Annotated in this window: 11 protein-coding genes and 1 riboswitch; of the genes, 4 read left to right on the top strand and 7 right to left on the bottom strand. The window is 73.6% G+C overall.

From position 1 onward, the window contains the following. Positions 1-43: 43 nt before the first annotated feature. The 3 genes from nusB to ACFWIS_RS39730 form a co-directional block, all read right to left on the bottom strand. Positions 44-481, bottom strand: a complete 438-nt coding sequence (gene nusB / locus ACFWIS_RS39740; RefSeq protein ID WP_380524334.1) for a transcription antitermination factor NusB — start codon at positions 479-481, stop codon at positions 44-46. A gap of 4 nt (positions 482-485) precedes the next feature. Next, positions 486-1,049: an elongation factor P gene (efp, locus tag ACFWIS_RS39735; RefSeq protein WP_380464075.1), complete on the bottom strand. Its 564-nt coding sequence runs from the start codon at positions 1,047-1,049 to the stop codon at positions 486-488. Between the two features lie 78 nt (positions 1,050-1,127). Next, entirely contained in the window at positions 1,128-2,234 is a 1,107-nt protein-coding gene (locus tag ACFWIS_RS39730; protein WP_380464073.1) for a M24 family metallopeptidase, read from the bottom strand. 217 nt (positions 2,235-2,451) lie between these two features. On the opposite strand from ACFWIS_RS39730, the gene rpmG reads away from it, so the two are divergent. Beyond that, complete coding sequence (gene rpmG / locus ACFWIS_RS39725) at positions 2,452-2,616, top strand: 50S ribosomal protein L33 (protein ID WP_380464071.1); 165 nt, start codon at positions 2,452-2,454, stop codon at positions 2,614-2,616. Positions 2,617-2,644: 28 nt separating this feature from the next. Then, positions 2,645-2,893 carry a type B 50S ribosomal protein L31 gene (locus ACFWIS_RS39720; RefSeq protein WP_380464069.1) on the top strand — a complete coding sequence of 83 codons (249 nt, stop codon included), beginning with the start codon at positions 2,645-2,647 and terminating at the stop codon, positions 2,891-2,893. A gap of 93 nt (positions 2,894-2,986) precedes the next feature. On the opposite strand, the gene ACFWIS_RS39715 is transcribed toward ACFWIS_RS39720, so the two are convergent. Beyond that, on the bottom strand, positions 2,987-4,105 hold the full coding sequence (locus tag ACFWIS_RS39715; protein WP_380461195.1) for a HoxN/HupN/NixA family nickel/cobalt transporter: 1,119 nt from the start codon (positions 4,103-4,105) through the stop codon (positions 2,987-2,989). A 31-nt stretch (positions 4,106-4,136) separates the two neighbouring features. Then, positions 4,137-4,331, bottom strand: a riboswitch (cobalamin riboswitch). 81 nt (positions 4,332-4,412) lie between these two features. On the opposite strand from ACFWIS_RS39715, the gene ACFWIS_RS39710 reads away from it, so the two are divergent. Together ACFWIS_RS39710 and ACFWIS_RS39705 are read left to right on the top strand one after the other, a co-directional pair. Next, positions 4,413-4,796, top strand: a complete 384-nt coding sequence (locus ACFWIS_RS39710; RefSeq protein ID WP_380461194.1) for an ArsR/SmtB family transcription factor — start codon at positions 4,413-4,415, stop codon at positions 4,794-4,796. A 60-nt stretch (positions 4,797-4,856) separates the two neighbouring features. Next, entirely contained in the window at positions 4,857-6,530 is a 1,674-nt protein-coding gene (locus tag ACFWIS_RS39705) for a hypothetical protein (RefSeq protein ID WP_380461193.1), read from the top strand. A gap of 32 nt (positions 6,531-6,562) precedes the next feature. Here the strand turns inward: ACFWIS_RS39705 and ACFWIS_RS39700 are convergent, their stop codons facing one another. From ACFWIS_RS39700 to ACFWIS_RS39690, 3 genes are all read right to left on the bottom strand, one after another. After that, positions 6,563-8,563, bottom strand: coding sequence for an AAA family ATPase (locus tag ACFWIS_RS39700; RefSeq protein WP_380461192.1), 2,001 nt, complete (start codon positions 8,561-8,563; stop codon positions 6,563-6,565). 86 nt (positions 8,564-8,649) lie between these two features. Beyond that, positions 8,650-9,459, bottom strand: a complete 810-nt coding sequence (locus ACFWIS_RS39695) for an Fpg/Nei family DNA glycosylase (RefSeq protein ID WP_380461191.1) — start codon at positions 9,457-9,459, stop codon at positions 8,650-8,652. 68 nt (positions 9,460-9,527) lie between these two features. Continuing rightward, the gene (locus ACFWIS_RS39690; RefSeq protein WP_380461190.1) at positions 9,528-10,454 is read right to left on the bottom strand and encodes an AAA family ATPase; all 927 of its coding nucleotides are present in this window, start codon (positions 10,452-10,454) and stop codon (positions 9,528-9,530) included. Positions 10,455-10,617 lie beyond the last annotated feature (163 nt).

Raw genomic sequence — 10,617 nt, 5'->3', positions numbered from 1 at the left:
CCCGAACTTCGGGTCCGGCGGCCGTTCCGCAAGGCGCCACCGACTACCGGCGGATGCTCGGCTTCAGTTCCATGAAGCGGGCGAGCAGACCGTTGACGAAGGCCGGGGAGTCGTCCGTGGAGAACTCCTTGGCGATCTCGACGGCCTCGTCCAGGACGACCGCGTCCGGGACGCCGTCCTCCCAGATCAGCTCGTACGCACCGAGCCGCAGGACGTTGCGGTCCACGATCGGCATCCGGTCGAGGGTCCAGCCCACGGCGTACTGCTCGATCAGGTCGTCGATGCGACGGGCGTACTGGACGTACCCCTCGATCAGCTCCATCGTGTACTCGCCCACCTGCGGGGTGCCCTCGTCGGGCTTGGGCTCGCGGGCGCGGGCCACCCAGTCGGCAAGGACCTGCTGCGGGTCGACCCCGCGGTGGTCGGCCTCGAAGAGGATCTGGAAGGCCCGGGTACGGGCCTTGCTACGTGCGGCCGACACGGACTTACTTCACCCGGCCGAGGTAGCTGCCGTCGCGGGTGTCGACCTTGACCTTCTCGCCGGTGACGACGAAGAGCGGGACCTGGATCTCGGCACCGGTCTCCAGGGTGGCCGGCTTGGTGCCACCGGTGGAGCGGTCGCCCTGGACGCCCGGCTCGGTGTGCTGGATGGTCAGCTCGACGGAGGTCGGGAGCTCGATGTAGAGCACCGCACCCTCGTTGGTGGCGACCAGGGCCTCGAAGCCCTCCAGCAGGTAGTCGGCGGCGTCACCGACGACGGCCGGCTCGATGGTCAGCTGGTCGTAGGTGTCCATGTCCATGAACACGAAGTTCTCGCCGTCCTTGTACGAGAACTGCATGCCACGCTTGTCGACGTTGGCGGTCTCGACCTTGGTGCCGGCGTTGAAGGTCTTGTCGACGACCTTGCCCGTCAGGACCTCCTTGAGCTTCGTACGCACGAAGGCCGGGCCCTTGCCGGGCTTGACGTGCTGGAACTCGACGACGGACCAGAGCTTGCCGCCCTCCAGCTTGAGGACCATGCCGTTCTTGAGATCGTTCGTGGAAGCCACGGGCGCACTTACTCCTGGATATAGCTGTCAAGGAACCAAGGGTTCGCGTCCTGCCGCCGACGGCCTTCGGGGCCGCCGTCACAGGGCGAGGAGCTCCTTGGTGGTGATGGTGAGCAGCTCGGGCCCGCCCTCCTCGAGGGGGCGCACGACGAGCGTGTCCTCGATCCGGACCCCGCCCTTGCCCGGGAGGTGGACTCCTGGGCCGACGGTGACCGGCACGCGGCTGTCCAGTTTACCCATGTCCGACGGACCGAGGCGCGGCGCCTCCCGGATCTCCAGCCCGATGCCGTGGCCCACGGGGTGCGGCGAGGCCTCGGCGTGCCCGGCCGCCTCCAGGACCTGCCGAGCGACCCGGTCGGGTACGCACTGCTCCACCCCCGGACCGAGCGCCTCCCGGCCCGCCCGCTGGGCCCGGAAGACCAGCCGGTGCAGCTCGACCTGCCAGGGCGCGGGGGCGGCCCCGATCACGAAGGTCCGGGCGGTCGAGACCCCGTAGCCGCGGTACTGGGCCCCCATCACCACGGTGAGGAAGTCGCCCTCCTCCACCCGGCGGTCGGTCGGCTGGTGGGCGGGCTGGCCGGAGTGGCTGCCGGTGCCGACCGACACCGGGAAGGCGGCCCGGTCGGCGCCGTGGTCGATCATCCGGCGCTCCAGCTCCATCGCCAGGTGCCGTTCGGTCCGGCCGACCAGGATCGACTCCAGCAGCTCACCGAGCGCCTGGTCGGCGATCTCGGCGGCGATCCGCAGATCCGCGATCTCGTGCTCGTCCTTCACCACCCGCAGCCGCTCCACCAGCTGGCCGAGGTCGGCCAGCCGGGCCCCCTCCAGCAGGCCCGCCACCGCCCGGTGCCGGGTGACGGTCAGGTCGTGCTCCTCCACCGCCAGCCCCCGCACCCCCAGCCGGCCGGCCGTGGCCGCGGCGGCCAGCGCGGTGTCCGCCCCGGCCGGCACCAGCACCTGGGTGACGTCGGGGGTGATCAGGTGCTCCCCCGAGTCGTCCGGCGGCAGGTCGTCCGGCAGCGTCAGCAGCGCCCGGTCCCGGGTCAGCAGCAGGGTCGCCCCGCAGGGCGCGCAGCCCGTCAGATACCGCACGTTCGCCGCCCGGGTGATCAGGGCCGCCTCGGCCCCGGCCGCACCGCAGTGCTCCCGCACCCGCTCCCGCCGCCCCGCGTACGCATCCGCCATGCGTCGAGCCTACGAACCCCCAGCCCGAACCGCCCGCCGAGCGCCCCCGACGGATGCCCCGGCACTCCACTGCGCCCCGCGCGCCCCGGCGCCCCTGGCGTCCGGGAATGGGCAGGGCGGAGGTCACGTTGAAACAGATGAAAATGACTTCCATTTCGATGTAAGGTACCGACCCAGCCCCCGAACCCCGCACCACCAGACCCCAGGAGGACGCCCGATGGCCCGCAGCGAACTGCGCCCGGTGATCAAGCTCCGCTCCACCGCCGGCACCGGCTACACGTACGTGACCCGCAAGAACCGCCGCAACGACCCGGACCGGATGGTCCTGCGCAAGTACGACCCGGCCGTGGGCCGGCACGTCGACTTCCGCGAAGAGCGCTGACCGCACGAACCCCCGGAGGAGCCCAGCCATGAAGCCCGGAATCCACCCCGCCTACCGCCCGGTCGTCTTCCGCGACAAGGTCGGCGGCCTCGCCTTCCTCACCCGCTCGACCGCCACCGGTGACCGCACCGTCGAGTGGGCGGACGGCAACACCTACCCGGTGATCGACGTCGAGATCTCCTCGGCGAGCCACCCCTTCTACACCGGCCAGTCCCGGGTGCTGGACACCGCGGGCCGGGTCGAGCAGTTCCGCCGCCGCTACGGCGACCGGCACTGACCACAACGCCGGAACGGCGCCTCCCCTGGTCGGGGAGGCGCCGTTCCGGCGTGCGCGGGCAGGGGCTCAGCGCGGCGGCCTGGCCACCGGGCCCTAGGACTGCCGCTCGGGCGTCCAGCGCTTCTCGACGCCGGCCAGCTTCCAGTAGCCGATGGCGATCGCCCACACCACCACGAACAGCCCCGCGATCGCGTAGCCGACGTTGTCCAGCGAGACGTCCGCGATGAACCCGGTCACCGGATCCGTCAGGTCGAGCTTCTCGTGCAGCACGCCGACCAGCTCGATGGTGCCGATGATGAAGGCCACCGCGATCGACAGCCCGGTGATGGTCAGGTTGTAGTACACCTTGCGCACCGGGTTGGAGAAGGCCCACTGGTACGCGAAGTTCATGAACGTCCCGTCCAGGGTGTCGAACAGGCTCATCCCGGCCGCGAACAGCAGGGGCAGGCAGACGATCGCGTACCAGGGCAGTCCGGCCGCCGCGCCCGAACCGGCCATCACCATCAGGGTGACCTCGGTCGCGGTGTCGAAGCCCAGGCCCAGCACCATGCCGACCGGGAACATCTGCCCGGGCCGGGTGATCGAACGGGTCGCCCGGTTCAGGATCCGGGCCATGAAGCCTCGCGAGTCGAGGTGCTCCTCCAGCTCCGCCTCGTCGTACTTCCCGGCCCGCATCGAGCGGAACACCTTGAGGATGCCCACCAGCGCCGCCAGGTTGAGCGCCCCGATCAGGTAGAGGAAGGCGCCGGAGGCCGTGGTGCCGACCAGCCCGAGCCACTTGTGGGTGGCCGAGTCGTGGTCCATCAGGGTGTTCGCCAGCTGGGCGCCGCCCGCCACCAGGGCGGCCATCACCACCACCATCGAGGAGTGCCCGAGGGCGAACCAGAAGCCCACCGAGACCGGCCGCTTGCCGTCCGCCATCAGCTTGCGGGTGGTGTTGTCGATCACCGCGATGTGGTCGGCGTCGAAGGCGTGCCGCATGCCCAGGGTGTACGCGGTGATGCCCAGGCCGACCCCGAACACCTGGGTGCCGACCTGGTAGCCGTGGGGCGCGACCAGGAAGACCAGCGTCCCGAAGGCGGCCACGTGCATGGCGAGGATCACCCCCATCAGCCCGGCGGTCCGGAGGGTGTCCTCGCGCTTCCATCGGAAGGTGGGCAGCACGGAGGGGGGCGCCGCATCGGCGGGAGGGGCAGTTTCGGGCAGGGTCATCTCGGGATCACGCTCCAGCACCTCGTGGAATGACTTCGTGAGATGCCGTGGCCGGTCTCCTGGCTTACGGGGCTTCCGGACCCGCCTTCCCAGGCGCACGAGGCGCCCAGTGGCATGTGGGTCCGGACAACTGTCCCCCGATCACAGTGGCGAGGGCCGCTCCGGACTGGGACCTGTTGAGGGTCCGTCACCGGTCTTCCCGAGCACCACGGCGGGGAACACCGTAGGGGTAGCACCACACCCCCGCAAGGCTGCGCACCTGTGCAGGTGTCCAGGATCACAGGTGGTGAGCTGCCAGAATGTCCGCATGCATCTCGTACCGGCCGACCGCGCGGGCCACCGCACCATCGACGGACACCGGGTCTGCGAGGCCATCGCCGCCATCGGGGACACCGCCCACGTCCGGTCCTGGGCCGAGCGGTTCTCCCTGCTCTCCGACCCCGGACGGCTCGCCCTGCTGCTCGCCCTCCACCGGGCCGGCCCGCTCGCCGTGAGCGACCTGGCGGTCGCCACCGGCATGCGCGACCCGGCCGTCTCCCAGGCCCTGCGCCTGCTCCGCACCGCGGGCGTGGTCACCGGCGACAAGGACGGACGCGTGGTGCGCTACCAGCTCGTGGACGACGCCATGCGCCCCCTCCTCGACGAGTGCGCCGCCGCCGAGCACGACGAGCCGACGGCGGCGGCGGGCTGACGACCCGACCGACCTCCGACAAACCACGCCGAGACGCGGCCGGATGAGTACGATCACGATGTGCCGTCCCACCCCCACGTCTGGCCCGCCGACCGCTGGAACACCCGCCCGGTCAAGGCCCGCGTGCTGGCGGTCGCCCGCACCCTCACCTCAGCGACCCGCGTCCTGGACGTCCTCGCTCTGCTGAACCCGGACGGCATCGAGCGGTACTTCACCGTCAACCCCGGCTCCGCGTTCGCCGACCGCGCCTTGGACGAGTACCTCCACGGCCTGCCCGGCTACACCGTGCTCGACTGGGAGGACGCCGTCCGGCGCCGCTTCGACCTCGCCGTCGCCTGCGCCGTCCACGCCTCCATGCACCGCCTGGACGCCCGCCTGGTCGTCCTCCCGCACGGCGCCGGCTACAACCGCCTGGTCACCGAGTCCACCGGCGACACCGTCACCGCCGCCGGCCTCTCCCGCAACGAACTCACCCACCGCGGCCGGGTGTTCGTCGACGTCCTCGGCCTCTCCCACCCCGAACAGCTGGACCGGCTGCGGACCTCCTGCCCCGAGGCCCTGGACGTCGCCCGGGTCGTCGGCGACCCGTGCTTCGACCGGATCCTGCGCAGCGAACGCTCCCGCGACGGCTACCGCGCCGCGCTCGGCGCCGTCGACGGCCGTCGGCTCGTCGTCGTCAACTCCACCTGGAGCGAACACTCGTTATTCGGCCGCCACCCCGACCTCCCCCAGCGTCTGGTCCGCCGGCTGCCCGCCGACGAGTACACCGTGGCCGTCGTGCTGCACCCCAACATCTGGAGCCGGCACGACCCCGAGGCCCTGCTCGACGACGCTCGCCGGATGGGCCTGCGCCTCATCCCGCCCCACCAGGGCTGGCAGGCCGCACTCGTCGCCGCCGACTGCCTGATCGGCGACCACGGCTCGGTCTCCGTCTACGGCGCCGCCCTGGCGCGCCGCACCCTGCTCGTCGCCACCGGAGCCGCCGAACTCGACCCGCACTCCCCCAGCTACGCCTTCGGCCAGGCCGCGCCCGCACTCGACCCCGACGGCGACCTCGCCGCCCAGCTCGAACACGCCCTGACCACCGACCCGGCCGGCCTCACCTACCTCACCGACCGCTCCCTCGCCCACCGCGGCACCTCCGCCCGGATCCTGCGCCCCCTGCTCTACTCGTTCCTCGACGGCCTCGACGAACCCCCCGGCGAACCGGCCCTGCCGCCCTACCCCCGGCCCGTCTCCCAGCCCGGAAGCACCGACCGGCCCACCGCGTACGACGTCGAGGGCAAGAGCGAGGGGACGGAGGTCAGCCTGCGGCGCTACCCCTTCCGCCCCGACGACCACACCCCGCGCGGCTTCCACGCCCTCACCGACGACCACCCCGGCGACGCCCTGCGCTACACCGCCGAAGTCCTCGCCCGCACCGAGCCGTACGCGGAACTCCCGGCCACCCACTGGCTCGCCGGCACCGCCGCCGAACTCCCCGGCCTCGCCGTCGCGGTGGCCGCCCTCGGCCCGGCCCGCCACGTCCTCCGGCTGCGCACCGGGCTGCTGCTGGAGGCCCGCGCCGAACCGGCATTCGCGGACCCCGACCCCGTCCTCGACCCGCTTCTGCTCGGCTCCGCCGTGGCCTGCTGGCTCGCCGACGGCGGCGACCCGGGTGCCCTGCCCGAGCACGGCCTCACCATCCGCACCGGCGAGCACCGCACCCGGGTGGCCTTCACCACCGGGCCCTAGGAGCCCGGGGACCGCCAGGACCACTGGGGCCGCTAGGGCCGCCAGGAGGCCAGTTCCCGCAGCCGCGCCCGGCTGTGCTCGGCCAGCTCCGGGTCGTCCAGCTCCTCGGCGAGCGCGACCAGCAGGACGTGGGCCTGGGCCTCCTTGGGGTACGCCTTCCGCTCCCGGGCCCGGCGCACGCAGTCGCCGGCGTGCTCGACCGCCAAGTCCAGCTGCCCGAGCGCCCGGTGGGCCCCGGCCCGGACCAGCGGCAGCTTCATCAGCATGTCGTCGTCCCCGGTGTCCACCGCCAGCTCGGTGGCCCGGGCCAGCACCGCCAGCGCCTCCTCCGGCCGCCCGTCGGCGATCAGCGCCTGCGCCAGGTTGTAGCTCTGCACGATCTCGCCGTGGGCGTCGCCCCGGTTCTCGGCCAAGGCCAGCGTGAACCGTTCCACCGCCTCGCCCGGACGGCCGTCGGCCAGGCACAGCAGGCCGTCCGTCTCGTGCAGCACGCCCACCACCCGGCGCTCGGCCACCAGCGGCAGCTGCTCCGCGGCGAGCGCCAACTGCTCGGCGGCCGGCCCGTACTCCCCGCGCTCGTAGTGGGCGCGGGCGAGCTGGTTGCGCATCCGGACCACCGCGTCCGGCTGGTTGTCCCACTGCGCCGATTCCACGCCCAGCCGGTGGGTGGCGATCCAGTCCTGGTAGAGCTTGCGGCCGTGGTAGAGCGGCCACAGCGACTCGCAGAGCCGCCACACCTCGCCGTGCCACCGCTGTTCGGCCGCCGCCTCCACCACCGCGCGTAGATTGGCCCGTTCGGCGTGCAGCCACTCCAGGGCCGCCGCCCCGGAGCCGAAGCCGGGCAGGCCCGCTCCGCCGGGCTCCTGCAGCCGCAGCCGCCGCCCCATCGCCCGGTCGGCCAGCGAGGAGCGGCCCCGGTAGTACGCCACCACCCGGGCCAGCAGGTCCACCCGGCCGGGGAGTTCGCGCGTCCGGCCGTAGGCGTGCAGCCGCACCACGTCATGGGCGCGGAAGCGGTCCTCGGCATCGGCGTCGAGCACCTCGTCCACCAGGTGTACGGCGCGCAGCTCGGCCAGCGCCTTCGCGGGGCTCTCGACGCCCGCCGCGCGGGCCAGTTCGGCCGAGACGAAGGGGCCGGGGTGCACCCCGATCAGCCGGTACAGCGCCCGCCCCTGCGGCGACAGCCGCTCGTACACCGCGTCGTAGGTCGGGCCGAGGCCGTTCTCCTCGTCCTCCAGCACGGCCAACCTGCCCTCCCGGTCGCGCAGTTCGGCCACCACCCGGCCGACCGCCAGGTGTTCCCGGTCCAGCAGCTGGCTCCCGACCGCGTTCAGGGTGAGCGGCAGCCCGCCGCACTCCTCGACCAGCTCCGCCAACTCCGCGTCGGTGCCCCGCCCGACCCCCAGCCACCTGCGCACCAGCTCGGCGCCGGCGGCCGCGCTCAGCGGCCCGAGCTGCCGCACCTCGGCACCGTCCGTCCGCAGCGCGGGCAACCGGCGCCGGCTCGCGACCACCACCAGCCCGCTGGACGGGAGCAGCGCCCGGACCTCGGCGGCGTGCTCGACGTTGTCCAGGAAGAACAGGCAGCGGCGCTCGGCGGTGACCGTACGGAACTCGGTGAACCGCTCGGCCTCCGCCGCCGGGGGTTCGCTGCCGAGCGCCCGCAGGAAGCCGGCCAGCAGCTCCGGCAGGTCCACCCCGCTCTGGTGCCGGTAGGCCAGCAGGTCCGCGTAGAGGTCCCCGTCCGGGAAGCGCGCCCGGTGCTCCTCGGTGAACTTGGCGATCAGCTCGGTCTTCCCGACCCCGCCGAGTCCGGTGAACACCACGATCCCGAGCCCGCCGGCCTCGACCCGGCCCAACGCCTCGACCAGCGCGGCGAGTTCCGGCTCGCGATTGACGAAAGGGCCGTGCGGCGAGCGGACCTGACGGGGCCTGGGCACCGGATCCGACTGGTGGAGGTGCAACGACCCGATGTCGCCGCCCACCTGGACCACGTGCCCGCCCACCGTGGCGCCTGACACGGTGTTCGTCACCTCGCGCCGATCCATCCGCCTGCTCCCTCCGGCCGGTCGGGCCCAGCCTACGGGCTGGGCACCCGCCCGGCGGGCGGATCGGCCGCTCAGGCCGCCTGACAGGTGGGGCACCAGAACAGGTTGCGGGCCGCGTGCTCCTCCGTCCGCACCTCCGTGCCGCAGACCAGGCAGGGCATCGCGGCGCGGCGGTAGACGTACACCTCGCCGCCGTGGTCGTCCACCCGGGGCGGGCGGCCCATCGCCTCGGGGGTGTGCTCGGGGCGGACGGTGTCGATCCGGCCGGCCGCGACGCCCTCGCGCATCAGGGCGACCAGGTCGGCCCAGATCGCGTCCCACTCGCGGCGGGTGAGGTCGCGGCCGGCCCGGTGCGGGTCGATGTGGTGGCGGAACAGCACCTCGGCGCGGTACACGTTGCCGACCCCGGCCAGCACCTTCTGGTCCATCAGCAGCGCGGCGACGGTCGTGCGGCTGCCCGATATCCGGCGCCAGGCGGCCTCCGGGTCGGCGTCGGCGCGCAGCGGGTCGGGGCCGAGCCGGGCCGCGACGGCGGCCTTCTCGGCCTCGGTGATCAGCTTGCAGGTGTTGGGACCGCGCAGGTCGGCGTAGCCGTCGTCGTTGGCCAGCCGCAGCCGGACCAGGCCGACGGGCTCGGGCTCGGGACCGGTGCCGAAGGTGAAGCCGCCGTAGAGACCGAGGTGGACGTGCACCCAGGCACCCTCCTCGAAGCCGAGGAAGAGGTGCTTGCCGGTGGCCTCCGCGCCGGTGAGCAGCTGCCCGTCGATCGCCTTGGCCTCGTCGGCGAAGCGGCCCTGCGGGCTGGAGACCCGCACCGGGCGACCGCCGAAGGCCGTACGGTTCTGGCCGGCGAGGCGGTGGATGATGTGGCCTTCCGGCACGGGCTTCAGCTCCCCGGGTGGTTCTGGCGGGACCGCTCCATCATCGCAGCCGCCACCGACACCCCGGTTCAGCGGACCGGCATGCCCATCAGCCGGGCCAGGATGACGCGGTCCAGCTCGGCGGCCGTGCCGGCGACGTCCAGGTACGAGTTGTCGATGATCGGCAGCCCGGAGTTGTACCAGCCGGCCATCCGCCCGTGGATGCGCGCCACCTCCTCGTCGCCGAGCCGCCGGGTGCCGCCGCGGCGGGCGTTGCGGCGCAGCACCGAGTCCAGGCTGGGCAGCAGGACGACCGGGATCATGCCGGGGCCGATGTGGCGCTTCCAGCCGCCGAGGCCGATCGCCGGGCGGTCCGGGAAGACGGCGTCGTCGATGATGCAGGAGATGCCGTTGGCCAGGTAGTTGCGGCAGGCGAAGCCGCAGGTGCGGCGGGCCAGCCGGTACTGGGCCTCGGAGGCGTTGTTCCAGCCGGCCTGCGGGTTGGCGAAGCCGGACTGCACCCACTCGCGGACGTCGTCCAGGCTGATGTGGGCGGTCGGGGTGGTCCGGCGCTCGGCCCAGTACCGGGCGACGGTGGTCTTGCCCGCCCCGGCCGGGCCGATCAGCAGGACGGCGATGGGACCGGCCGGCGTGTGCCGCTGCGGCGGGTGGGCGGGGAGCTGGACGGGCGTGCCGGAGGGCAGCACGAAGTGCCCGGTGCCGCCGGCCGGAACGGGCGCGCTGGGCGCGGGCGGCGGCGCCTGGACAGGAGCCGGAGCCGCAGCGGGCAAGGGAGCGGGCGCTGGACCGGGAGCCCCGGCCGGGGTCCGGGCCGCAGCGGGCACGGGCACCGCGGCGGGCACCGGCACCGCGGCGGGCGCGACGGGAGGCGGCGGAACCGGCGCGGCCGGGGGAACCGGCGCCCCCGGAGGAGCCGCCCCCGACCCGCCACCCGGTGGCACCGGCGGAGCGACGGGACGCGGCGGGACCTGCCCGCCTCCGGCGTACTGCGTCATGGCACCTCCCGACACCTCTCAGCGGGGACACTACACGGCGGCCCGGCGGCGGGGCCCCTCCCCCCCCCCGCCCCGGGGCACCCCAGAGAGCCCCAGGTACGCCCTACCCGCCCGCACCCCGCAGGGGGGAGCGCCCCCACCCCCCCCCCCCCCCACACCGAAC

The organism is Kitasatospora sp. NPDC127060, from assembly GCF_042724935.1.
Classification (GTDB): Bacteria; Actinomycetota; Actinomycetes; order Streptomycetales; family Streptomycetaceae; genus Kitasatospora.
The sequence above is the reverse complement of the archived record's forward strand: the minus strand, read 5'-3'. Positions and strand labels throughout refer to the sequence as shown.